This is a genomic window from Achromobacter sp., assembly GCF_050285585.1.
Classification (GTDB): Bacteria; Pseudomonadota; Gammaproteobacteria; order Burkholderiales; family Burkholderiaceae_B; genus Achromobacter.
Map to the genome: position 1 here is coordinate 422,653 of NZ_JBLZXF010000001.1, position 20,950 is coordinate 443,602.

General features: G+C 67.6%; 21 protein-coding genes. 14 read left to right on the top strand and 7 right to left on the bottom strand.

What is annotated here, in order from left to right:
• Positions 1–35 precede the first annotated feature (35 nt).
• The gene (locus tag ACN6PJ_RS02040) at positions 36–950 is read right to left on the bottom strand and encodes a LysR family transcriptional regulator (protein ID WP_427994225.1); all 915 of its coding nucleotides are present in this window, start codon (positions 948–950) and stop codon (positions 36–38) included.
• 175 nt (positions 951–1,125) lie between these two features.
• Here ACN6PJ_RS02040 and ACN6PJ_RS02045 point away from each other — a divergent pair, with 175 nt between their 5' ends.
• The 3 genes from ACN6PJ_RS02045 (at position 1,126) to ACN6PJ_RS02055 (ending at position 3,862) form a co-directional block, all read left to right on the top strand.
• A complete protein-coding gene (locus tag ACN6PJ_RS02045; RefSeq protein WP_427994226.1) occupies positions 1,126–1,824 on the top strand; it encodes a pirin family protein in 699 nt (232 codons plus the stop codon).
• A 76-nt stretch (positions 1,825–1,900) separates the two neighbouring features.
• Positions 1,901–2,806 (top strand): pirin family protein, encoded by a 906-nt coding sequence (locus tag ACN6PJ_RS02050; protein WP_427994227.1) that lies wholly within the window; start codon positions 1,901–1,903, stop codon positions 2,804–2,806.
• 78 nt (positions 2,807–2,884) lie between these two features.
• The gene (locus tag ACN6PJ_RS02055) at positions 2,885–3,862 is read left to right on the top strand and encodes a Bug family tripartite tricarboxylate transporter substrate binding protein (RefSeq protein WP_427994228.1); all 978 of its coding nucleotides are present in this window, start codon (positions 2,885–2,887) and stop codon (positions 3,860–3,862) included.
• 12 nt (positions 3,863–3,874) lie between these two features.
• Here ACN6PJ_RS02055 and ACN6PJ_RS02060 read toward each other — a convergent pair whose 3' ends face one another.
• From ACN6PJ_RS02060 to ACN6PJ_RS02070, 3 genes are all read right to left on the bottom strand, one after another.
• The gene (locus ACN6PJ_RS02060; RefSeq protein ID WP_427994229.1) at positions 3,875–4,651 is read right to left on the bottom strand and encodes an ABC transporter ATP-binding protein; all 777 of its coding nucleotides are present in this window, start codon (positions 4,649–4,651) and stop codon (positions 3,875–3,877) included.
• A gap of 5 nt (positions 4,652–4,656) precedes the next feature.
• A complete protein-coding gene (locus tag ACN6PJ_RS02065; RefSeq protein WP_427994230.1) occupies positions 4,657–6,327 on the bottom strand; it encodes an ABC transporter permease in 1,671 nt (556 codons plus the stop codon).
• Positions 6,328–6,473: 146 nt separating this feature from the next.
• The gene (locus ACN6PJ_RS02070; protein WP_427994231.1) at positions 6,474–7,517 is read right to left on the bottom strand and encodes a Fe(3+) ABC transporter substrate-binding protein; all 1,044 of its coding nucleotides are present in this window, start codon (positions 7,515–7,517) and stop codon (positions 6,474–6,476) included.
• Between the two features lie 354 nt (positions 7,518–7,871).
• Here ACN6PJ_RS02070 and ACN6PJ_RS02075 point away from each other — a divergent pair, with 354 nt between their 5' ends.
• From ACN6PJ_RS02075 to ACN6PJ_RS02100, 6 genes are all read left to right on the top strand, one after another.
• Entirely contained in the window at positions 7,872–8,648 is a 777-nt protein-coding gene (locus ACN6PJ_RS02075) for a ferredoxin--NADP reductase (RefSeq protein ID WP_427994232.1), read from the top strand.
• A gap of 185 nt (positions 8,649–8,833) precedes the next feature.
• A complete protein-coding gene (locus ACN6PJ_RS02080; protein ID WP_427994233.1) occupies positions 8,834–9,361 on the top strand; it encodes a 2,4'-dihydroxyacetophenone dioxygenase family protein in 528 nt (175 codons plus the stop codon).
• Between the two features lie 75 nt (positions 9,362–9,436).
• A complete protein-coding gene (locus ACN6PJ_RS02085) occupies positions 9,437–10,411 on the top strand; it encodes a tripartite tricarboxylate transporter substrate binding protein (RefSeq protein WP_427994234.1) in 975 nt (324 codons plus the stop codon).
• 29 nt (positions 10,412–10,440) lie between these two features.
• The gene (locus tag ACN6PJ_RS02090) at positions 10,441–11,232 is read left to right on the top strand and encodes an SDR family oxidoreductase (protein ID WP_427994235.1); all 792 of its coding nucleotides are present in this window, start codon (positions 10,441–10,443) and stop codon (positions 11,230–11,232) included.
• A gap of 10 nt (positions 11,233–11,242) precedes the next feature.
• Complete coding sequence (locus ACN6PJ_RS02095) at positions 11,243–11,962, top strand: SDR family NAD(P)-dependent oxidoreductase (RefSeq protein ID WP_427994236.1); 720 nt, start codon at positions 11,243–11,245, stop codon at positions 11,960–11,962.
• Positions 11,963–12,071: 109 nt separating this feature from the next.
• On the top strand, positions 12,072–12,902 hold the full coding sequence (locus ACN6PJ_RS02100) for an IclR family transcriptional regulator (protein ID WP_427994237.1): 831 nt from the start codon (positions 12,072–12,074) through the stop codon (positions 12,900–12,902).
• A gap of 20 nt (positions 12,903–12,922) precedes the next feature.
• On the opposite strand, the gene ACN6PJ_RS02105 is transcribed toward ACN6PJ_RS02100, so the two are convergent.
• The 3 genes from ACN6PJ_RS02105 to ACN6PJ_RS02115 are packed head-to-tail and all read right to left on the bottom strand — an operon-like array spanning position 12,923 to position 15,661.
• A complete protein-coding gene (locus ACN6PJ_RS02105) occupies positions 12,923–13,885 on the bottom strand; it encodes a Bug family tripartite tricarboxylate transporter substrate binding protein (protein WP_427994238.1) in 963 nt (320 codons plus the stop codon).
• Between the two features lie 37 nt (positions 13,886–13,922).
• Complete coding sequence (locus ACN6PJ_RS02110) at positions 13,923–14,306, bottom strand: AtuA-related protein (protein ID WP_427994239.1); 384 nt, start codon at positions 14,304–14,306, stop codon at positions 13,923–13,925.
• Positions 14,303–15,661: an acyclic terpene utilization AtuA family protein gene (locus ACN6PJ_RS02115; protein WP_427994240.1), complete on the bottom strand. Its 1,359-nt coding sequence runs from the start codon at positions 15,659–15,661 to the stop codon at positions 14,303–14,305. The genes ACN6PJ_RS02110 and ACN6PJ_RS02115 overlap by 4 nt, the downstream gene beginning before the upstream one ends.
• A 102-nt stretch (positions 15,662–15,763) precedes the next feature.
• Between ACN6PJ_RS02115 and ACN6PJ_RS02120 the strand changes: the two genes are divergently transcribed.
• The 5 genes from ACN6PJ_RS02120 (at position 15,764) to ACN6PJ_RS02140 (ending at position 20,943) form a co-directional block, all read left to right on the top strand.
• The gene (locus tag ACN6PJ_RS02120) at positions 15,764–16,660 is read left to right on the top strand and encodes a LysR family transcriptional regulator (protein ID WP_427994241.1); all 897 of its coding nucleotides are present in this window, start codon (positions 15,764–15,766) and stop codon (positions 16,658–16,660) included.
• Between the two features lie 113 nt (positions 16,661–16,773).
• Positions 16,774–17,160 carry a Rid family detoxifying hydrolase gene (locus tag ACN6PJ_RS02125; protein ID WP_427994242.1) on the top strand — a complete coding sequence of 129 codons (387 nt, stop codon included), beginning with the start codon at positions 16,774–16,776 and terminating at the stop codon, positions 17,158–17,160.
• Between the two features lie 41 nt (positions 17,161–17,201).
• Entirely contained in the window at positions 17,202–19,292 is a 2,091-nt protein-coding gene (gene recG, locus ACN6PJ_RS02130) for an ATP-dependent DNA helicase RecG (protein WP_427994243.1), read from the top strand.
• 80 nt (positions 19,293–19,372) lie between these two features.
• Entirely contained in the window at positions 19,373–20,323 is a 951-nt protein-coding gene (locus ACN6PJ_RS02135; protein WP_427994244.1) for a LysR substrate-binding domain-containing protein, read from the top strand.
• Between the two features lie 119 nt (positions 20,324–20,442).
• Positions 20,443–20,943, top strand: coding sequence for a Dps family protein (locus ACN6PJ_RS02140; protein ID WP_427994245.1), 501 nt, complete (start codon positions 20,443–20,445; stop codon positions 20,941–20,943).
• Positions 20,944–20,950: the final 7 nt, after the last annotated feature.

The window sequence follows — 20,950 nt, forward strand, 5'->3', positions numbered from 1 at the left end:
CTTGATTTCCCTGGTCCGCCGAGAGCCTGGCGGACCTAGCCCAGGCCCAGCAGGCTCTCGCACAGGCGCGGCGATTTCAGCTTCTGCAGCCACCATTTCAGGGCCTCGCCCGGCGGTTCTGCGCGCCAGGCATAGGCGACGTGCTCCGTCAGGGACATGCCTTCGTCGGTTTCGCATACGGTCAGCAGGCCTTGGGCGAGGTAGGGGGCGGCTAACGTCATGGGGAGGTAGCCGCAGCCCAGGCCGCGGATCTGGGCTTCGATCTTGGCTTGCATGGTGGGCATGACCAGGGTGGGCTGGTCGGCGAGGATGCCGCGGGTTTGCGGGGCGAGGTTGCGGGAGGTGTCGGCGACGACCACCGCGCAGTAACGGGTGAAGTCGGCGCGGCTGAGCGGTTGTGGCAGCGTGGCGAGGGGGTGGCTGGCGGCGACGCAGAATGCGAACTGGGATTGGCCTATGGCTTGCGAGCGGTAGGGGCCGGTGGGTTCGCCCGCGGCGCCCGCGCCGATGACGAGGTCGGCGCGGCCGGAGGTCAGCGCGTCCCAGTTGCCGCTCAGCACTTCGCTGGAAAAGCGCAGGGTGGTGGCGCTGTCCAGGGTCTGGAATTCCTCGATGAGATCGTAGATGGGCCGCCACGGCAGCACGGCGCTGACGGCGATGCGCAGTTCGACCTCCCAGCCGGTGGCGATGCGCTTGACGCGGCAGGCCAGGTCGTCGAGCGACTGCAAGACATGGCGGCCTTCGCGCAGCAGCGTTTCGCCGGCGGGGGTCAGCAGCGCGCGGTGGCCGGAGCGGTCGAACAGCAGGACGTCCAGGCCGTCTTCGAGCTTGCGGATGGAGTAGGTGACGGCCGAGGGCACCTTGCCCAGTTCGCGGGCGGCCTTGGCGAAGCTGCCATGGCGCGCGATGGCGTCAACAAGGATGAGCAATTCCGGGGTGATGGGCTGCATAGGGCGCCAAACGATTATTCAAAATATTTGAATGGTTCCGTCAAACTATAACGCCAAACAACGGACCCGGCACGCGCACAATATCACTCATGCCGGTGGTGCGGCGAGTTGTCTCGGGAAGAAGGCGACATTCACGGCCATGCCACCATTCACATTATTGAAACAGGAGTCCGCAATGCTTACGATTCGCCGCGCCGCAGAACGGGGCCACGCCAACCATGGCTGGCTCGATTCGTTTCACACCTTCTCTTTCGCCAACTACTACGACCCGGCCCACATGGGTTTCGGCGCGCTGCGCGTGATCAACGATGACCGCATCGCCGCCGGCCGCGGCTTCGGGACGCACGGCCACCGCGACATGGAGATCATCACCTACGTGCTGGACGGCGCTATCGCCCACAAGGACAGCATGGGCAGCGGTTCGACCATTCAGCCGGGCAACGTGCAGCGGATGAGCGCCGGCCGCGGCGTGATGCACTCCGAGTTCAATCCGCTGCCGGATGCTGAAACGCACATGCTGCAGATCTGGATCGAACCCGACGTGCGCGGCATCGCGCCCGAGTATGAAGAGCGCGAGTTCACCGACGCGCAGAAGCGCGGCCGGCTGCAAGCCCTGGTTTCGGCCGACGGGATCGATGGTTCGATGAAGATCCATCAGGATGCGCGCCTGTATGCCGGCCTGTTCGATGGGGCGGAGTCCGCCTCCCTGGACCTGGCCGCCGGCCGCCGCGCCTGGGTCCACGTGGCCCGCGGCAGCGTGGTCGTGAACGGCACCGAGCTGGCGGCCGGCGACGCGGCCGCCATCACCGGCGAAAGCCGGGTCGAGCTGTCGGGCGGCAAGAACGCCGAAGTGCTGGTGTTCGACCTTGCGTGATGAGCCCGCCGGGCGGAAATTTCCGCCCGGCAGACTTTAAGATGGTTCTTGGCCCCTTACATCCGGAGAATTCCACATGTCCACCCTATCCGAAGCAGGCGAAAGCCAGATTGAAACCGTCGTGGTTCCGCGCACGAGCGACCTGGGCGGGTTTTCCGTCCGGCGGGCGATCCCGTCGGCGCAGCGCCGCACCGTCGGCCCCTTCGTCTTTCTCGATCACATGGGGCCTGTCGAGTTCGCCCCGGGCTCCGGCATAGACGTGCGGCCGCATCCCCATATCGGCCTGTCCACGGTGACCTATCTGTACGAAGGGACGATGGTGCACCGCGACGGCGCCGGCCATACGCAGACGATCCTGCCCGGCGAGGTCAACTGGATGACGGCGGGTCGCGGCATCGTGCATTCCGAACGTTCGTCGCCGGAAAGCCGCCAGGCCGCGCAACGCCTCTGTGGCCTGCAGATCTGGGTCGGCCTGCCCAAGACGCACGAGGAAACCGATCCGGGTTTCACGCACTACGGGCTGGACGCGCAGCCCGTCATCGAAGGCGAGGGCGTGCGCGCCCAGGTCGTCGCGGGCTCGCTGTTCGGCAAGACTTCCGACGTGAAGACGCTGTCGCCGCTGTTCTACGGCGATATGCAATTGCAGGCGGGCGCCACCATGGTCCTGCCGGCCGAGCATGAAGAGCGCGCGGCCTATCTGGCCCAAGGTACCGTCGAGGTGGACGGGCAGGAATTCGAAAGCGGCCGCCTGATCGTCTTCGCCCCGGGCCGCCCCGTGCAGATCCGTGCCAAGACCGCGGCGCGCTTCGCGGTGCTGGGCGGCGAGCCCCTGGATGGCCCGCGCTTCATCTGGTGGAATTTCGTGTCCAGCAGCAAGGACCGGATCGAACAGGCCAAGCAGGATTGGCAGCGCAACCGTTTCGACCAGGTCGTGCCCGGCGACGAGACGGAGTACATCCCCTTGCCCGAGCCGCGCGCCTGAGGCCCGGCCCGCCGCGCACGCGCGGCGCGGCGGTATGATGCGCGTCCCGATCCAACAACAAACCGGGATGGAGACATCATGCATCGCTACACGCTCAACGCGCTGCGCGGCTTGGCCGCGCTGGCGCTGATCCACGGCGCCTCGTCGGCGCTCGCCGCCGGCTATCCGGCCAAGCCCATTACCTTCATCGTTCCCTACACGGCAGGCGGCACCACCGACCTCGTGGCGCGCACCGCGGGGCAGAAAGTGGCCGAGAAGCTGGGCCAGCCCGTTATCGTGGAAAACCGTCCCGGCGCGGGCGGCAATATCGGCATGGATGCCGTCGCGAAGGCCGCTCCCGACGGCTACACGATAGGCTTCGGGGCGATCTCCACCAACGCGCTGAATCCGTTCGTCTATCCGTCCATGCCTTTCGATCCCACCAAGGACTTCACGGGCGTCAGCATGCTGGGGGCGTCCACCGTGGTGCTGGAGACCGGCCCGGCCCTGAAGGTCGGCAGCGTCAAGGAACTGGTCGCGTATGCGAAGCAGCATCCGGGCACGTCCTTCGGCACGCCGGGCACGGGCACGTCCATGCACCTGGCGGGCGTAATGTTCGACCAGCTGACCGGCGCGGGCATGCAGCATATTCCCTACAAGGGCAGCGCCCAGGCGCTGAACGACCTGCTGGGCGGGCACCTGCCGGTGATGTTCGACAATCTGCCGGCCTCGCTGCCGCACATCAAGGCGGGCAAGGTGCATGCGCTGGCGGTCACCGGCAGCAAGCGCGCGCCGGCATTGCCGGACGTTCCCACGCTGGCCGAACTGGGCTATGAGGCGGCGGTGGTGGATCCGTGGTTCGCGGTCTACGGCCCGGCGAAAATGCCTCCCGAGGCGACCAGGGCATTAAGCGAAGCCTTCCAATGGGCCCTGGGCCTGCCGGAGGTGAAGAACAAGCTGGAACAGGCCGGCTTCATGCCCTACGGTTCCACGCCCCAGGAAGTAGAGCGCCTGACCCAGAGCCAGCACGAGGCCTTCAAGGCCTTGTCGCAGAAGGTGAAGCTGTCGGCGGACTGAGTCCGCGAATGATCAGCGGCCGCGGGCGAAGGCCTGCTCGCGCCGCTCTTCCAGGGCCTCGCGCCGGATGAAGTCGCGCACGAAGGCGTTGGCGGGATGATGGTGCAGGTTATAGGGGGTATCCCACTGCGCGATGCTGCCCTTGGACATGATGCCGATGCGGTCGGCGATGGCGAAGGCTTCGGCCTGGTTGTGCGTGACCAGGATGGCGGTGTGGCCGGTGGTCTTGAGGATGTCGCGGACTTCGAAGGCCAGCCGTTCGCGCGTGTCCACGTCCAGATTCGAGAACGGTTCGTCCAGCAGCAGCAGGTCGGGCGAGGGCGCCAGCGCGCGCGCCAGCGCGACGCGCTGCTGCTGGCCGCCTGAGATCTCGTGCGGATAGCTGTTGGCGGCATGCGCCAGCCCCACCAGCTCAAGCATTTCCTCGACGCGGCGGGCGCGATCGGCGCGCGCCATCTTGCGCAGCCCGAAGGCCACGTTCAACGCGACCGTCAGGTGCGGGAACAGCGCGTAGTCCTGGAACATCATGCCGACGCGGCGCAACTCGGGCGCCACCTGCACGGTGGGGGAGGAAATGACCGTGCCGTCCAGCAGGATGCGTCCGGCGCGCACCGGCTCGAAGCCGGCGATGGCGCGCAGCACGGTGGTCTTGCCGCAGCCGGATTCCCCCAGCAGGCAGCCGATATGTCCCACGGGCAAACCCAGCGTCAGGTCCTGCACCACGGGCTTGGGGCCGGCGGGGGTGTCGTAGGCGAGGGAAAGGTGGTCGAGTTCTAACAGATCGGGCACGATGATCAATGTCCCATTTTCAGATTGGTCCGCGCCAGCAGGATGACGGGCAGCAGGCCCGCCAGCACGATGGCCAGCGCCGCCACGGCGCCTTCTTCGTAGGTGCCGCGGGCGGCTTCGGCGTACAGCCAGGTGGCGAGGGTGTCGAAGTTCATGGGCCGCAGCAGCAGCGTGGCGGGCAATTCCTTCATCGCGTCCACGAATACCAGCAGCGCGCTGGCGGCCAGGGCGGGACGCAGCAGCGGCAGGTGCACGCGGCGCAGCGTGCCCGCCGAACTCTCGCCCAGCAGGCGCGACGCCTGTTCCAGCGACGGCGGAATGCGGGCCAGGCCGGCCTCCAGCGCGCCGGTGGAAATCGCGAGGAACCGGATGGCGTAGGCGCAGACCAGCGCGCCCATCGAGCCCATCAGGAACAGCCCCGCGCCGCCGAATATCTTGGCGGCCGCCGCGTCGATCCAGACGAAGGGCGTGAGCAGGCCGATGGCCAGCACCGTGCCGGGCACCGCGTAGCCCAGGCTGGCGATGCGGGCGCAGGCGCGTCCGGGATTGAAGCCGGCGCTTTCGCGCAGCGTGCGCCCGGCCCAGGCCACGATCAGCCCGCACAGCAGGGTGACCACCGTGGCGCTGAAGGCCACGATCAGCGTATTGCTCAGGCCGTTGATCAACTGGTCGGACACGCCGCCGACCAGGTGCAGGCGCTTGTAGGTTTCGACGACGAGATACAGGGCGGGGGCGGCGAATCCCACCAGCACCGGAATCCAGCCCAGCGCCGCCGCGGCCGCGGCCGCGGGGCCGCGCAGGCGGCGCGCCTGCATGGGGCGCATGCGCTGGGTGTTGGCGTAGCGCTGGCGTTTGCGTCCGTGGCGTTCGAGCAGGATCAGCCCGATCACGATCGCCAGCATGGTGAGCGCGATCTGGGCGGCGCCCGCCAGGTCCGAGCGCGTGACCCAGGTGGTATAGACGGAGACGGTCAGTGTCTGCACGCCCAGGAACTCGGATGCGCCGATGTCGTTCAGGGTTTCCAGCAGCGCGAGACTGACGCCCACTACGATGGCGGGCCGGGCCAGCGGCAGGGCGACGCGAAAGAAGACCGCCACGCGGCCGGCTCCGAGCGTGCGCGCGGCCTCGAGCAGGCTGGCGGCCTGCGTCATGAACATGACCCGGGTGCTGAGGTACACGTAGGGATACAGCACGAAGCCCAGCACGAAGATCGCGCCGTGGATCGAACGCAGGTCGGGCAGGCGGAACTGGCGCGGGCTGTCGTAGCCCAGCAGCGCGCGGATGGCGGTCTGTATGGGACCGATGGGATGGAGCAGGTCCAGGTAGGCGAAGGCGATGATGTAGGTAGGCACCGCCAGGGGCAGCAGCAGCGCCCAGGTTAGGACGCGACGGGTAGGAAAGTCGTAGGCGGTCACCAGCCACGCCGCGCCCGTGCCCAGCAGCGTGACAAGCACCCCGACGCCTGCCAGCAGCATGGCGGTATTCGCCAGCGCCTGGGGCAGCACGTAACTGGCGAGATGCTGCCAGTGCGCAAGTTCGCCGCCCAGCGCCCACCAGCCCAGCGTCAGGACGGGCGCCAATACGGCCAGCGCGATCAGGGCGGCGCCGGCCAGCCAGCCGGCCCCGCGTTCAGTCCAGCGCAGACGCAGCGGCCGGGGCAAAGAATCTGTGTGCATGCTTCAAAGTCGATTGCATCAATGGCAAGGCCTGCTTCCCGGGAAGGCGGGAAGCAGGCCCCGCGCGCGGACCGCCAAACCATCCGCGCGTCTGTCACTGCCGCATGGCGGAACCGCGCCGCAACGCGCCGCGGCCCATGGGCTTATCAGTTGTCGAAACCGACCTTGTCCACCAGTTCGCTGGCCTGCTTGCGGTGCTTGGCGATCTCGGTCAGGGGCAGCGGGTCCACCTTCAGTTCGCCGAAGCTGGCGATCACGGGATCGAGCTTCACGCCCTTGCGGACGGGGTATTCGTAGTTGGCTTGCGCGTACAGGGCCTGAGCGGGTTCGGACACCAGGAAGTCCAGCAGCTTGACGGCGTTGGCCTTGTTGGGCGCATGGGCCGCAACGGCGGCGCCGCTGACGTTCACGTGCGTGCCGCCGCTCTTGGCGTTGGCGAAGGTCGGGCGGATGACCTTGATGGCGTCGCCCCACTTGCGGGCGTCGGTGCCGGGTTCCGCGTTCTTCATGTGGCCGACGTAATAGGCGTTGGCCAGCCCGATGTCGCAGATGCCGCCCAGGATGTCGCGGGCGACGTCGCGGTCGCCGCCGGCGGCCTTGCGGGCCAGGTTGGCCTTGACGCCGCGCAGCCACTTCTCGGTGGCTTCCGCGCCGTCATGGGCGATCATGGACGCCACCAGGGCGGTGTTGTAGGGATGCTGGCCGGAGCGGATGCAGACCTTGCCCTTCCACTTCGGGTCGGCCAGGTCTTCGTAGCGGAAGCTGTCGAGCTTCAGGTCCTTTTCCACGTACAGCACGCGGTCGCGCAGCGACAGGGCGTACCACTTGCCATCGGCGCCGCGCAGGTTGGCGGGGATGACGGATTCCAGGGTCTGGGATTTGACGGATTGGGTGACGCCGCCGTCGACCAGATCCAGCAGGTTGCCGATGTCCACGGTCATGAGCACGTCGGCGGGCGACTTGGCGCCTTCGGCCTTGACGCGTTCCAACAGGCCGTCCTTGACGAAGACCGTGTTGACCTTGATGCCGCTTTCCTTCGTGAAGGCGTCGAGCAGGGGCTGGATCAGCTTGGGCTCGCGGGTGGTGTACAGGCTGACTTCCTCGGCGGCATTGGCCGACACGGCGAAGGCGGCGGCGCCTGCCAGCGCCAGGGCGCGCAGCAGCGAATTCAATTGGGGACGCTTGGTCATGACGAAGTGCTCCGGCTAGGGCTGCAGCGGAAAACGCGGCGGGGCGCGGGTTCCGCTGCTTAAAAAGCGGTCTGCTAACGAAAATGATTATCAAATTGGCATGCGACGATAACAGGAAGCCTTGCGCCGTTCAACTATTAGTAAGTCTAGGGTTCCTGCGCTTGATCCCCATCAATACGGCATAAGGGTATTACGGAATAATGAGAGCAGTTATCAACGAGACCTTGTAGAATAGGGTCAACCCTAATGCCGCCCCGCGCCTTTTTTGCGGTGCGGAACGACCTCGCGATGCGAAGCCGGTCCCGCCTGGAAGCCAGACCCGTCCGACTCTGTTTCGCCCTTACTTCATACGACATGGCTGCTTTCAACACTGAGCGCGTATTGAGCGTGCACCACTGGAACGACACCCTGTTTTCCTTTACCACGACGCGTGACGCGGCCTTGCGGTTCCACAACGGCCACTTCGTGATGATCGGCCTGGAGGTCGAAGGCAAGCCCCTGCTGCGGGCCTACAGCATCGCCAGCGCGAATTACGAAGAAAACCTCGAATTCCTCAGCATCAAGGTGCAGAACGGCCCCCTGACGTCGCGCCTGCAGCACCTGAAGGAAGGCGACACCATCCTGGTAAGCCGCAAGCCCGTGGGCACCCTGGTCGTGGACGACCTGAAGCCCGGCAAGCACCTGTTCCTGTTCGGCACCGGCACCGGCCTGGCGCCGTTCATGAGCATCATCAAGGATCCGGACGTCTACGAACGCTTCGAGAAGGTGATCCTGGTGCACGGCGTGCGCTGGGTCAGCGAACTGGCCTACGCCGACTTCATCGAGAAGGAACTGCCGAACAACGAATTCTTCGGCGACGTGGTCCGCGAGAAGCTCGTGTACTACCCGACCGTCACGCGCGAACCCTTCCGCAACCAGGGGCGCATCACGGAGCTGATGGAAAACGGCAAGCTCTGCGAAGACATCGGCATTCCGCAGATCAATCCCGAAACCGACCGCGCCATGATCTGCGGCAGCCCGCATATGCTGGCCGACATCAGCGCGATGCTGGACAAGCGGGGCTTCACGGTGTCGCCGGGCGTGGGCCAGCCGGGCGACTACGTCGTGGAACGGGCGTTCGTGGACAAATAAGGCGCCGCGCCGCCAGCAAACGGAAACCCATCGCGGATGCGATGGGTTTTTTGTTTTGGGCGCTCAGCACGCCAATGCTGTGATGCAGCTAAGGGTTAGCCCCCGCTGTCGCGGGCTCGGGACCTGTTCCTATAATCCGTCCATAACATAAACAATATGTCCATATTATGGAAGGATGACGAAAGATGCCTATCGACAGGCCGGACGCCGAGCCCTTGACCCCATACCAGTACCCGAATCCGCCCGAGGCCCTGCCCGAGATCGTGATCCCGCAAGCGGTGCCCACCGACGAAAGGCTGTGGGTGCCCCAGGCCGAGAACGTGTGGTTCCGGCCGCTCTGTCTGAACGCCAGCCAGGGCTACTGGACGAACCTGCTGCGCGTGCGCAAATCGGGCGTGCTCAGCCGCCATCGCCACCCGCAGGCCGTGCACGGCTTCGTGCTGAAAGGCCGCTGGCGATATCTGGAGCACGATTGGGAAGCCACCGAAGGCAGCTATGTCTTCGAGCCTCCCGGCGAAACGCACACGCTGTATGTGCCGCCGGAAGTCGAGGAAATGATCACGTATTTCCAGGTCAACGGGGTCATGTACTACACCGACCCCTGGGGCAAGGGCATGGGATACGAAGACGTCTTCACCAAGATCGACATGTGCCGCAAGCACTTCATCGACGCGGGCCTGGGCGAAGACTACGTCAAGCAATTCATCCGCTGACCGCGAGGCCGCGAGCGGCCCCGCAGCGGTTTCCGATACCTATCCGCAGCACAAGAACACCATACCGGAGACACAATGAAACGTCGCGCGTTCAATCGCTGCATCTTCTCTGCGCTCATCGGCGGCGCCGCCGCGCTGGCTGCCATTGCGGCGGCCCAGGCGCAGACCTTTCCCGGCCGGGCCATCGAACTCGTCGTGCCGTTTGCCGCGGGCGGGGGCACCGACGCGATGGCGCGCGCCATGAGCGATGCCTCGCGCACGCACCTGCCGCAGCCCATCGTGGTGCTCAACAAGCCGGGCGCCGCGGGCGGCATCGGCCTGACGGAGGTGGCCAACAGCGCTCCCGACGGCTACAAGCTGGCGCTGGTGACGGCGGACATGGTGATCATTCCGCATCTGGGCCTGACCAAGACGACGTACGAGAAATTCACGCCCATCATCCAGCTCAATGCGGACCCGTCGGCGATCACGGTCAGCGCGGATTCTCCTTACAACACCATCGAGGAATTCCTGGCCGCGGCGCGCGCCAAGCCTGAAAGCCTGCAGATGGGCAATGCGGGCATCGGCTCGATCTGGCACCTGGCGGCCGCCGCGCTGGAGGACAAGACCGGGGCCAGGTTCAATCACATCCCCTTCAACGGCGGCAATCCGGCGGTGCTGGCCTTGCTGGGCGGCCACATCGACGCGGTGGCCGTCAGCCCCGCCGAAGTCATGCAGTACGTGAAGGCCGGCAAGCTCAAGCCCCTGGCGGTCATGGCCGACGAGCGCGTGCCGGGGTTCGAGAACGTGCCCACGCTGAAGGAGCGGAACATCGACCTGTCCATCGGCACCTGGCGCGGCATCGCCGCGCCCAAGGGCACGCCTCAGCCCGTGCTGGACACGCTGGGCGCCGCGTTCCGCAAGGCGGCCGCGGAAGGCAGCCTTAAACGTTTCATGGCGGAGCAGAACCTGGGTTACGTCGTGGCGGACCAGCAGGCCTTCACCGCGCTGATGGAGCGGGATAATGCGACGTTCAAGGGTCTGATCGAAAAGTTCGGCATGCGCCCATAGATCGCCCGCCACACGACAAGGAGCACAAGATGGATCTGGGTATCAAAGGCAGGACCGCCCTGGTGGGAGGCGCCAGCAAGGGGTTGGGCTACGGCTGCGCGCTGGCGCTGGTGCGCGAAGGCGTAAACGTGGTGATCGTCGCCCGCGGCGCCGAAGCGCTGGATGCCGCGCGGGAGCGCCTGCTGCGGGAGCGCCCGAACGGCGACGGTTTCGTGAAGACCGTTGCCGCCGACATCACCACGCCGCAGGGCCGCGACGAGGTCTTCGCGGCGCATCGGGACTATGACATCGTGGTGACCAACGCGGGCGGGCCGCCGCCCGGCGACTTCCGCGACTGGGACCGGCAGGCCTGGCTGAGCGCGGTCGAGGCGAACATGCTCACGCCCATCGAGCTGATCAAGGCCACGGTGGACGGCATGGCGGAACGCGGCTTCGGGCGCATCGTCAACATCACGTCCAGCTCCGTGAAGTCGCCCATCGACATCCTGGGCCTGTCCAACGGGGCCCGCAGCGGCCTGACCGGCTTCGTGGCCGGGGTGGCGCGCAGCAGCATCGCGGCTCGCGGGGTGACCATCAACAATCTGCTGCCCGGCGCCTTCGCGACCGACCGCCTGACGTCGAGCCTCGCGGCCTCGGCGGCCAAGGCGGGGCAGGGCGTCGACGCGCTGCGGGCGGCGCGCGAGGCGGCCATTCCCGCCAAGCGCTTCGGCAACGCCGAGGAATTCGGCGCCATCTGCGCCTTTCTGTGCAGCGTGCACGCGGCGTACGTCACCGGCCAGAACGTGCTGGCCGATGGCGGCGCCTATCCCGGCACTTTCTGAGCGAGCAGGCATGACGTTCAAAGCGGATCTATTCGCGGGCAAGACGGCGTTTGTCACCGGCGCCACGCAGGGCATCGGGGCGGCGGTCGCCAACCGGCTCGCCTCGCTGGGCGCGCGCACCATCGCCGCCGGCCTGCAATCGCAGGGAGAAGACCTGGACCCCGGCATCGAAACGCGGTTCGGCGACGTGAGCCGCGCGGACGACGTCGAGCGGCTGCTGCAGGGCCTGGACGAGCTGGATATCGTGGTCAACTGCGCCGGCGTGATCCGCCGCGGAGCGGAGCACGATCCCGCGGTATTCGAGCAGGTGGTGGCCGTCAACCTCACCGGCACCATGCGCGTGTGCAGCGCCGCCCGCGATCGCCTGGCGCGGCGCGCGGGCTGCATCGTGAACACGGCCTCCATGCTGAGTTTCTTCGGCGGTTCGCTCGTGCCGGCCTATGCCGCCAGCAAGGGCGGGGTGGCGCAATTGACCAAGTCGCTGGCGCTGGCCTATGCCGCGGACGGCGTCCGCGTCAATGCCGTGGCGCCGGGATGGATCGCCACGCCCCTGACCCAGGCATTGCAGGACGACCCGCAGCGTTCGGGGCCCATCCTGCAGCGCACGCCGCTGGGGCGTTGGGGCCGCCCGGAGGACGTGGCGGACGGCGTGGCGTTCCTGTGCGCGCCCGCGGCCGCCTTCATGACGGGCGTGATCCTGCCGATCGACGGCGGCTACCTGGCCGCTTGAAGGCCGCCGCGTACGCCGACCCGCGTTTGCGGGGATAATGGCGAAGTCGCCCGCCAGCGCGGCGCGGCTTCGCTCATCCAGTCCGCCAGACTACGCCACGCTTTCCGCCATGCCAGAATCCCCGTCCGTCGCCAGACCGCCCGCCGCGCAGGTGGCGGGCACCGCCGCCTTTTCGAAGTTCATGCATGTGCTGCAGGTGGTGGCGGATACACCCGAATCCATGACCGTGGCCGAGCTGAGCAAGGTCAGCGGCTATCCGCGTCCCACGGTTTATCGCACGGTGGCCGCGCTGGTCGCCGAGCGGTTGCTGGCCGAGCATCCCGGCACGGGCAGGCTCACGCTGGGCCCGCGCCTGATCCAGCTGGCCAGCCGCAGCTGGGGACGGTCCGAGATGCGCCTGGCCGCGGTCGAGGACTTGAAGCGCCTGCGCGACGTCACCGGCGAAACCGTGCACCTGGCCGTGCCCAATGGGCCGCACATGGTCTATATCGAGAAGCTGGAAAGTCCCAGCGTGGTGCAGATGAATTCGCGCATCGGCACCAACGTGGCCATGCATTCCACGGCGGTCGGCAAGGCCTACCTGGCCATGCTGGACGAGGCCGGGCTGCAGGCCGCGCTCGACCTGCTGCCCCGGCCCTTTGAGCTGCACACGCCGAATACGGTCAAGGACGTGGCGGATTTGCGGCGGCAGCTCGAGGGCGTGCGCGCGCGCGGCTGGGCCGCGGACGAGGAAGAGAACGAGGCCGGTATCCATTGCTTCGGCGCGCCCATCTACGGCCAGAACGGGATGCCGGTGGCGGCCATCAGCGTCAGCACGCTGCGCTTCCGCCAGAAGCCGGATCCCCATGCGGCCTACGTCGCGCCGCTGCTGGAGGCCTGCCGTTCCATCACGCAGCGCATCGCCCGCAGTCCGATGCTGTCGGCGAGCGACGTGCTGTAGCGGGACCCTCCGGCTGCCGCCTACTCCGGCTGGATCCCGGCCTTCTTGATGATGTCCCCCCATTTCTTCGATTCCGCCTGCTGGAACTGCGCGAGTTCGGCGGGCGTGGAAGTGGCGGGGTCGGTGCCCGTCTGCGAGTAGAACTGCCTGGCGGGCGCGGTCTGCGTGGCTTTCACCAGCAGTTCGTTCAGGCGCTTGACCACGTCGGGCGGCGTGCCGGCGGGCGCGTAGGCGGCAAACCAGTAGCCCATCTCGTAGCCCGGCACGCCTGATTCGGCGATGGTGGGAACGTCCGGCGCCAGCGCCGACCGTGCCTGGCCGGTCACGCCCAGGGCGCGCAGCTTGCCCGACTTGACCTGGGGCAGGCCGGTGGCGGTATCGGTGATCATCATGTCGATCTGGCCGCCCAGCAGGTCGGTGATCGCCAGCGGATTGCTCTTGTACGGCACGTGCAGCAGTTGGATGTTGGCCATCTGCTGCAGCAGTTCCCCCGCAATGCGGCTGCTGGAACTGCCGCTGCCGAAGCTCAGCTTGCCCGGCTGTTGCTTGGCTTGCGCCAGGAATTCGCCCACGGTCTTGGCCGGCGAATTGGGGTTGACCACCATGATCTGGCCGCCTTTGCCCAGCAGCGTCAACGGCGCGTAATCCTTGACGGGGTCGTACGTCAGGCTTTTGTACAGGTGTTCGTTGGCGGCGTGCGTGGTGTTGGTGGTGATCAGCACCGTATAGCCGTCCGCAGCCGCTCGGGCGCCCGCGGCCGCGCCGATCATGGCGCTGGCGCCGGGCTTGTTCTCGATGACCACGGCCTGGCCTGTCTGTTCGGTCACGCCCTGGCCGATCGCGCGCCCGATCTGGTCGGTGGCGCTGCCGGCCGCGAAGGGCACGATGAAGGTGATGGGCTTGTTGGGGAACTGGGCCAGCGCCGGCAAGGGAAGGGCGGCAGCCAGCAGCAGGGCCAGCCGGCCCTTGAAAGCGATGCGCATGTGTGTCTCCTGTGGTGTTTTTTATGGGGAACTGAGATCAGGCGGCCGCGGGGCGGTCGCCGGGTATGTCTGGCAGCCGGCTGGCCAGCGCGGGGCTGACTTCCACCGTCATGTCCAGCAATCTGAAGGACAGGCTCTTGCCGTGCGTATCGAGGTTCAGGGCGTCGTTCACGCCGCCGTCCAGCACGCCGTCGAGCACGAAGTTCATGGCGTGCAGCATCGGCAGCGCGTAGCGTGTTACGCGCCGCGGGCGGCGGTAGGCGAACCAGGCCGCGACGCGCGCCTCGGTTACCTGCGCCGCCAGCACTTCGTAGCATTCCGGATCCCAGGCGATGAGGCTCAGGTTCGAGATGTCGCCCTTGTCTCCGGAGCGGCTGTGGCCAAGGCGGTAGAGCGGGACGGAGATCGATTGGGGACTCATTGCGGGGCATCCTCCAGGAAGGTCCAGCCGCCGGGCACGGCGGCGCGGGGCAGGGTGCAGGACATCATGTTCAGCCGGGGACGCAGCGCCGTGCGCACGCCGCCGCCGCCGGCCGGGCCGCAGGTGTAAAGCGCGTTGACTTCGCGCAGCACGCTCTCGGCCAGCCTGCGGTCCTGGTGTTCCGTGGCGATCCGCAGCCGCACGTCGCGCGCAAGTCCTGCGGGCAGGGCGCGGCGCATTTCGCCGGCATCGTCGGCCAGGATGCTGATGGCGCCGATCAGGTCCGCGCGCAGGCGCAGCGCCGGGTCCACGCGCTTGCGCACGATGTCTGCCGCCAGGCGGGCTCGCGCCTCGGCCTGCACTCCGGCATACGAGATCTCGGCTTCGGCCAGCCAACCTCCGTGGTAGCAGACATTGACCTTGAGTTCGTCGGGGCGGGCATGGCCGGTGACGCCGCGCACCGCCACGCGGTCCGCGCCCAGTTCGGCCACGCTGGCCTGGCTGAGGTCCGCGACCACGTCCGGCGTCAGGTAGCGCGCGGGGTCATGCACTTCATACAGCAGTTGTTCCTTGACGGTACGCGCATCGACCATGCCGCCGGTGCCGTCGGCCTTGCCGATGACGAACTCACCGTCTTCCTGGATCTCGGCGATGGGAAAGCCGGCGGCATGCACGTCCGGCACGTCCTTCAGGCCCGGCACGCAGAAATAGCCGCCCGTGACCTGCAGGCCGCATTCCAGCATATGGCCGGCCATGGTGGCGCGTCCCAGGCGCGGCCAGTCATCCAGCCGCCAGCCGAAATGGGCCAGCGCGGGGCCCAGGGTCAGCGAGGGATCCGCCACCCGGCCCGCCACCACGACCTGGGCGCCCGCGGCCAGGGCCTCCGCGATCTCGGCCGCGCCCAGGTAAGCGTTGGCGCTCACCACGTCCAGCCCGTCCAGCGACCCGCCCAGGCGCTGCCGCAGCAGGTCCCGCTGCGACGCGCTGGTCAGCGCATCTCCGTGGATCACGGCTATGCGGGGAGCGGGCAGGCCCTGCTGGCGGGCGAGTTCGGCAACGCGCCGGGCCGCGCCGGAAGGGTTCGCGGCGCCGAAGTTGCCGACGATGCTGATGCCGTGGCGCAGGCAGTCTCCCAGCACCGGCCCGATCAATTCGTCCAGCAGCGGCTCATAGCCGCGCGCCGGATCCTGATTGCGGGCCAGTTGCGCCAGGGCCAGCGTGCGTTCGGCGAGGGTTTCGAAGATCAGCGCGCCACCGCCGCGGGCGGCCAGCGTGCGTACCACGGCCGCGGCGCCGTCGCTGCGGTCTCCGGAGAAGCCGGACGCGCAGCCGATGAGCAGGGGAGATTGGGGCATGAAGAGCCTGGGTCTGTGCTTGGAGAGGTGTCGGAAACCACTATAGGCACAGCCGGATGATCAGTAAAATAGAAAGATCGGATCAATTCATAGATAAAACCCATGAATCTTTCTGCCCGCCAACTGCGCGCGTTCGTGGCCCTGGCCGAGGAAAGGCACTTCACCCGGGCGGCCCAGCGCTGCCACCTGACGCAGCCCGCCTTCAGCGCCTTGATCCGGCAGCTGGAAGACAGCGCGGGCCTGCGGCTCTTCGACCGCAACACCCGGCACGTGGAGCTGACGGCCGAGGGCAGGGTCCTGGACGCCACGGCCCGACGGCTGCTGGCCGACATGGAACTGGTCATGGGCGACCTGCGCGACCATGCGGCCCGCAGACGCGGGCGCGTGGCGCTTGCGGCCCTGCCGTCCCTGGCCGCCGGCTGGCTGCCCGGGCTGCTGGCCCGCTTCCGCGACGCCCACCCCGGGATCGCGGTCGACCTGCGGGATGCCTTGCTGGACCCCTGCCTGGACATGGTGCACGGCGGCCAGGTGGACTTCGCCGTCGCGTCCCGGCGTCCGGACATGAGCGAGCTGGAAAGCGAGTTCCTGCACGCGGACCGCTATTTTCTCGTGTGCCGGGCGGACCATCCCCTGGCCGGCGCGGGCAAGGTCCGGCTGCGCGATATCCTGCGCTATCCTGTGATACAGCTTGCGCGCGGCAGCAGCGTGCGCAAGCACCTGGACGAAGCGTTCGGAGCGGATGCGCCGGCGCCGTTGTTCGAGGTGGAGCACCTGGCCACGGCGACCGGGCTGGTGCGGGCGGGGCTGGGCATTTCGGTGGTGCCGGCGATGACGCTGTTCCATTTCGGCGGCCCGGACCTGCGCATCGTGCCCCTGGCCGGCAAGGCGCTGACGCGGCCGCTTTACCTCGTGCGGCGCAAGGGCCGCACGCTGTCGGTCGCGGCGCAGGCCTTGTACGACCTGCTGCGGGAGCATCGCGCAGACATGGATGGCCGGTAACCGGGGTGGTGCGCGCCATCTGTCCTACGGCTTCCCGCTACTTTCGCAAATGTCTATTGCTGATTAAACTCCGATAGTTGTAGCTTCTATCCGTCATCTGAAGGATTCCGCCCATGAGCAAGCAAATCATCCATACCGACGCCGCGCCCGCCGCGGTCGGCCCTTACTCGCAAGCGGTTGCCGCAAGCGGCACCAAGACTGTCTACCTGTCGGGCCAGATCGGCCTGGAGCCGGGCACCGGCGACCTGGTTTCCGAGAACTTCGACGCCCAGGTGCGCCAGGCGTTCGCCAACATGCAGGAAGTCATCACCGCCGCGGGCGGCACGCTGGACAACGTCGTCAAGCTGACGCTGTTCCTGACCGACCTGGGCAAGTTCACGGCGGCCAACGCCATCATGGCGGAGATCATTCCCCAGCCGTTCCCGGCGCGCTCCACGATCGGCGTGGCCAGCCTGCCCAAGGGCGCCCAGTTCGAGGTCGAGGCCATCCTGGTCCTCTAGGGCGCACGCGGGGACGTTTCGAACCAGGGGTTCGTTCTTTCATGCCGGCCGCGGCCGCGGCTTCCAAGCGACCCGGCGCCGACACCAAAGGCGCCGGCAAGGCCATGACGGATACGGAGCGCAAGCTCCGTAACCTGGGCCTGGTGCAGCCCGAGGATTTCGTGCTGCACCTGCCGCTGCGCTACGAGGACGAAACCCGCGTCGTCCCCATCAGCTCCCTGAGGCCGGGTTTTGCCGCCCAGGTCGAAGGCGAGATCACCAAATCCGAGGTGCTGTATCGGCCCCGGCGCCAGCTCACCGCCACCTTGGCGGACGACAGCGGCGAACTCCAATTGCGCTGGCTGAATTTCTATCCCAGCCAGCAGAAGCAGGTCAGCGTGGGCAGGCGCCTGCGCGCCCGCGGCGAGGTCCGCGGCGGTCTTTTCGGCCGCGAGATGGTCCATCCCCGCATGACCAACGCGGATGCGCCGTTGCCCACCGCGCTGACTCCCGTCTATCCGAGTACGGAAGGGCTGCCGCAGCTGACCCTGCGCCGCGCCATCGCGCAGGCGCTGGATCGCGCGGACCTGTCCGACACCTTGCCCGACGAAGCGCGCGCGCGTTACGACCTGCCGCCTTTCGAGCCGGCCATCCGCGCCCTGCACACGCCGGCCCAGGGAGAATCCGAAGCGGCCCTGCTGGATCGCGTGCATCCGGCCTGGCGCCGCATCAAATTCGACGAACTGCTGGCGCAGCAGCTGTCGCTGGCGGCCGCGCGGGCGGCGCGCCGCGTCAAGGAGGCCGAGCCGCTGCCGGTGCGCAACGAGCCCGGCGGACTGGTCGCGCGGCTGTATGAGGCCCTGCCGTTCACGCTGACGGGCGCGCAGGAGCGCGTGGTCCGGGAAGTGTCCGCCGACCTCGCCAAGCCGTACCCGATGCATCGCCTGCTGCAGGGCGACGTCGGCAGCGGCAAGACCGTGGTGGCGGCAATCGCCGCGGCGCAGGCCATCGCGGGCGGCGCCCAGGTCGCGCTGATGGCCCCCACCGAAATCCTGGCCGAGCAGCATTTCCGCAAGCTGGTCTCCTGGCTGCAGCCGCTGGGCGTGAACGTGGCCTGGCTGAGCGGCAGCCTGAGCGCCAAAGCGCGCCGCGAAGCCGCCGCCGCGGCCGCCGACGGCAGCGTGCAGTTGGTCGTCGGCACGCAGGCGTTGATCCAGGACCACGTCGAATTCCACCGGCTGGGCCTGTCCATCGTCGACGAACAGCACCGTTTCGGCGTGGGGCAGCGCCTGGCCCTCACCCGCAAGGGCGAGACCGTGCGGGGCCGCATCGTGCCGCACCAGCTCAACATGAGCGCCACGCCGATCCCCCGCACGCTGGCCATGACCTTCTTCGCCGACCTGGACGTGTCCGTCATCGACGAACTGCCGCCGGGACGCACGCCGGTCGTCACCAAGCTGGTGTCCGACGCGCGGCGCGAAGAAGTCATCGCGCATATCGCCCAGGCCGCCCGTGGCGGGCAACAGGCCTACTGGGTCTGTCCGCTGGTCGAGGAAAGCGAGGCGCTGGAGCTCCAGACCGCCGTGGACACTTATGAAGGCATGCAGGCGGACCTGCCCGACCTGCGCATCGGATTGGTGCATGGCCGCTTGCCGCAGGCGGAGAAAGCCGCCGTGATGCAGGCTTTCCGCGACGGAGAAGTGGACCTGCTGGTGGCCACTACCGTCATCGAGGTCGGCGTCGACGTGCCGAACGCCTCGCTCATGGTGATCGAGCACGCCGAGCGTTTCGGGCTGGCCCAGCTGCATCAGCTGCGTGGGCGGGTCGGGCGCGGCACCGCGGAATCGGTCTGCGTGCTGCTGTACCAGACGCCGCTGTCGCAGGTGGCCCGCGAACGCCTGCGGGCCATGTTCGAAACCTCCGACGGCTTCGAGATCGCCCGGCGCGACCTGGAGCAGCGCGGCCCGGGCGAATTCCTGGGCACCCGGCAATCGGGCATGGCGCTGCTGCGCTTCGCCGACCTGGAAACCGACGCAGCCATCGCGGAGGACGCGCGCGATGCGGCCGTGTGGCTGCGCGCCGAGCATCCGGCGGCCGTCGAGGCCCATCTGGCGCGCTGGATGCGCGGGCGCGAGGACTTCCTACGCACATGAGCATGCGGCCAGCCATGAACTTCCATCTATCGAGCGCCGGCGGTCTTGCCGGCGCACAACCCGCGGGGGCGTAGTCCACCATGACTCTCACCGAACTCAAGTACATCGTCGCGGTTGCGCGAGAGCGGCATTTCGGCCGCGCGGCCGAGGCCTGTTTCGTCAGCCAGCCCACGCTCTCGGTGGCGATACGCAAGCTGGAAGACGAACTGGGCGTTACCCTGTTCGAGCGCGGCGGCGCCGAGGTGGGCGTTACGCCCATCGGGCAGCGCATCGTCGCCCAGGCGCAGAAGGTGCTGGAAGAGAGCGCCAGCATCAAGGAAATCGCGCGCCAGGGGCATGATCCGCTGGCGGGGCCGCTGCGCGTCGGCGTCATCCACACCATCGGTCCGTACCTGTTGCCCAGGCTGGTTCCCGTGCAGATCAGCCGCACCCCGCAGATGCCGCTGCTGCTGCAGGAGAACTTCACCGTCCGCCTGGTAGAGCTGCTGCGCCAGGGCGAGATCGACTGCGCCATCATGGCCTTGCCGCTGCCCGAAGCCGGGCTGGTGATGCAGCCGCTGTACGACGAACCCTTCGTCGTCGCCGTCCCCAACGACCACGAGCTGGCGCGCCGCCAGGCGATCGACGCGCAGGACCTGAAGCAGCAGACCATGCTGTTGCTGGGCAGCGGCCATTGCTTCCGGGACCAGGTGCTGGAGGTCTGTCCGGAGCTGTCGCGATTCTCGGCCGCCAGCGACGGCATTCAGCGCACGTTCGAGGGGTCCTCGCTTGAAACCATCCGCCACATGGTGGCGGCGGGCATCGGCGTCACCGTCCTGCCCGTGACGGCGGTGCCCGAGCAGCCGCCCGCCAACAGCCTGCTGCGCTACCTGCCGTTCGAAGGGCACGTGCCCGAACGGCGAGTGGTCCTGGCCTGGCGCCGCAGCTTCCCGCGGCTGGCCGCCATCGAGGCCTTGGCGCAGGCGGTCTATGCCTGCGAGCTGCCTGGCGTCAGGATGCTGACGGAAGAGGTCGCGGCGGTTCAGGATTGATTGTTTTTGAGCGCCGTCAAAAACCCGCGCCCTCGTTGACGCGAGCCGCGGGCAGGCCCTCAGTTCCAAGCATTTGCAGTGGTATCCTTGTTTTGCACTTTCATCCATAGGAGCTAGCAATGGCCAAGTCCCCCAAGAAGACCTCAAGCGTTCCGCGCATCAATATCGGTATCTCGGACAAGGACCGCGCCGCCGTCGCCGGTGAACTGTCCAAGCTGCTGGCCGACTCGTACACGCTGTACATGATGACGCACAATTTCCACTGGAACGTCACGGGGCCCATGTTCAACACGCTGCACCTGATGTTCATGACCCAGTACACGGAAGCGTGGAACGCACTGGACAGCATCGCCGAACGCATCCGCGCCCTGGGCCACTACGCGCCCGGCACCTATCGCGAATTCGGCAAGCTGTCGTCCATCTCCGAGCCGGACTCAGTGCCGGAAGCCCTGGAGATGGTGCGCCTGCTTGTGACCGCGAACGAGTCGGTCGCCAAGACCGCCCGCGCCGCGTTCGAGAAGGCCGACGCCGCCAACGACCAGCCCACCGCCGATCTGCTGACCCAGCGCCTGGACGTGCACGAAAAGAACGCCTGGATGCTGCGCAGCCTGCTGCAGTGACCGGGGC

What these genes read in the sequence shown, in the direction of transcription:
- ACN6PJ_RS02040 (WP_427994225.1), bottom strand. Translation starts at nt 950, where the DNA reads ATGCAGCCCATCACCCCGGAATTGCTCATCCTTGTTGACGCCATCGCG.
- ACN6PJ_RS02070 (WP_427994231.1), bottom strand. Translation starts at nt 7,517, where the DNA reads ATGACCAAGCGTCCCCAATTGAATTCGCTGCTGCGCGCCCTGGCGCTG.
- ACN6PJ_RS02125 (WP_427994242.1), top strand. Translation starts at nt 16,774, where the DNA reads ATGAGCAAGCAAATCATCCATACCGACGCCGCGCCCGCCGCGGTCGGC.
- recG (WP_427994243.1), top strand. Translation starts at nt 17,202, where the DNA reads ATGCCGGCCGCGGCCGCGGCTTCCAAGCGACCCGGCGCCGACACCAAA.
- ACN6PJ_RS02075 (WP_427994232.1), top strand. Translation starts at nt 7,872, where the DNA reads ATGGCTGCTTTCAACACTGAGCGCGTATTGAGCGTGCACCACTGGAAC.
- ACN6PJ_RS02050 (WP_427994227.1), top strand. Translation starts at nt 1,901, where the DNA reads ATGTCCACCCTATCCGAAGCAGGCGAAAGCCAGATTGAAACCGTCGTG.
- ACN6PJ_RS02055 (WP_427994228.1), top strand. Translation starts at nt 2,885, where the DNA reads ATGCATCGCTACACGCTCAACGCGCTGCGCGGCTTGGCCGCGCTGGCG.
- ACN6PJ_RS02085 (WP_427994234.1), top strand. Translation starts at nt 9,437, where the DNA reads ATGAAACGTCGCGCGTTCAATCGCTGCATCTTCTCTGCGCTCATCGGC.
- ACN6PJ_RS02110 (WP_427994239.1), bottom strand. Translation starts at nt 14,306, where the DNA reads ATGAGTCCCCAATCGATCTCCGTCCCGCTCTACCGCCTTGGCCACAGC.
- ACN6PJ_RS02045 (WP_427994226.1), top strand. Translation starts at nt 1,126, where the DNA reads ATGCTTACGATTCGCCGCGCCGCAGAACGGGGCCACGCCAACCATGGC.
- ACN6PJ_RS02080 (WP_427994233.1), top strand. Translation starts at nt 8,834, where the DNA reads ATGCCTATCGACAGGCCGGACGCCGAGCCCTTGACCCCATACCAGTAC.
- ACN6PJ_RS02105 (WP_427994238.1), bottom strand. Translation starts at nt 13,885, where the DNA reads ATGCGCATCGCTTTCAAGGGCCGGCTGGCCCTGCTGCTGGCTGCCGCC.
- ACN6PJ_RS02140 (WP_427994245.1), top strand. Translation starts at nt 20,443, where the DNA reads ATGGCCAAGTCCCCCAAGAAGACCTCAAGCGTTCCGCGCATCAATATC.
- ACN6PJ_RS02095 (WP_427994236.1), top strand. Translation starts at nt 11,243, where the DNA reads ATGACGTTCAAAGCGGATCTATTCGCGGGCAAGACGGCGTTTGTCACC.
- ACN6PJ_RS02135 (WP_427994244.1), top strand. Translation starts at nt 19,373, where the DNA reads ATGACTCTCACCGAACTCAAGTACATCGTCGCGGTTGCGCGAGAGCGG.
- ACN6PJ_RS02065 (WP_427994230.1), bottom strand. Translation starts at nt 6,327, where the DNA reads ATGCACACAGATTCTTTGCCCCGGCCGCTGCGTCTGCGCTGGACTGAA.
- ACN6PJ_RS02120 (WP_427994241.1), top strand. Translation starts at nt 15,764, where the DNA reads ATGAATCTTTCTGCCCGCCAACTGCGCGCGTTCGTGGCCCTGGCCGAG.
- ACN6PJ_RS02115 (WP_427994240.1), bottom strand. Translation starts at nt 15,661, where the DNA reads ATGCCCCAATCTCCCCTGCTCATCGGCTGCGCGTCCGGCTTCTCCGGA.
- ACN6PJ_RS02100 (WP_427994237.1), top strand. Translation starts at nt 12,072, where the DNA reads ATGCCAGAATCCCCGTCCGTCGCCAGACCGCCCGCCGCGCAGGTGGCG.
- ACN6PJ_RS02090 (WP_427994235.1), top strand. Translation starts at nt 10,441, where the DNA reads ATGGATCTGGGTATCAAAGGCAGGACCGCCCTGGTGGGAGGCGCCAGC.